This is a genomic window from Mesorhizobium sp. WSM4829 (assembly GCF_055811475.1).
Map to the genome: position 1 here is coordinate 1 of NZ_JBVVQJ010000152.1, position 412 is coordinate 412.

A 412-nucleotide genomic window follows, 5' to 3' on the forward strand; every position below is an offset into this window, starting at 1 on the left:
TGGCGACGTTGCAATTCCCTGTCGAGTTCGGCATCGAACAGGCGAAATTCGTTCCTGCCACGACGCTTGGCCGTGTAAAGAGCGACATCCGCCCGCAGCAACATTTCCGTCAGCCCCGGCCTTTCAGCCAAGTATATTCCGATCGATGCACCGATCCGGACGGACGCGACTTTAGGATAGGGGCTGGCGACTTTGGCTATGATATTGGATGCGAGGGTACTGGGAGAAAGCGAACTCCTGAATGAAGGAAAAAACAGCACGAACTCATCGCCGCCGATACGGGCGAGCGTTGAGCCTGCCGGCGCTGCCTGCTCGATGCGGCGGGCGATCATGATGAGCAGTTCATCACCGGTCCTGTGACCGTAGGTATCGTTGACAGATTTGAAGCCGTCCAGATCAATCAGCATTGCAA

1 protein-coding gene is annotated in these 412 nt (G+C 56.3%); it reads right to left on the reverse strand.

Annotated elements, in window-relative coordinates:
• The coding region (locus AC0L17_RS34630) for a diguanylate cyclase domain-containing protein (protein WP_473519012.1) at positions 1-412 on the reverse strand (412 nt) is incomplete at both ends.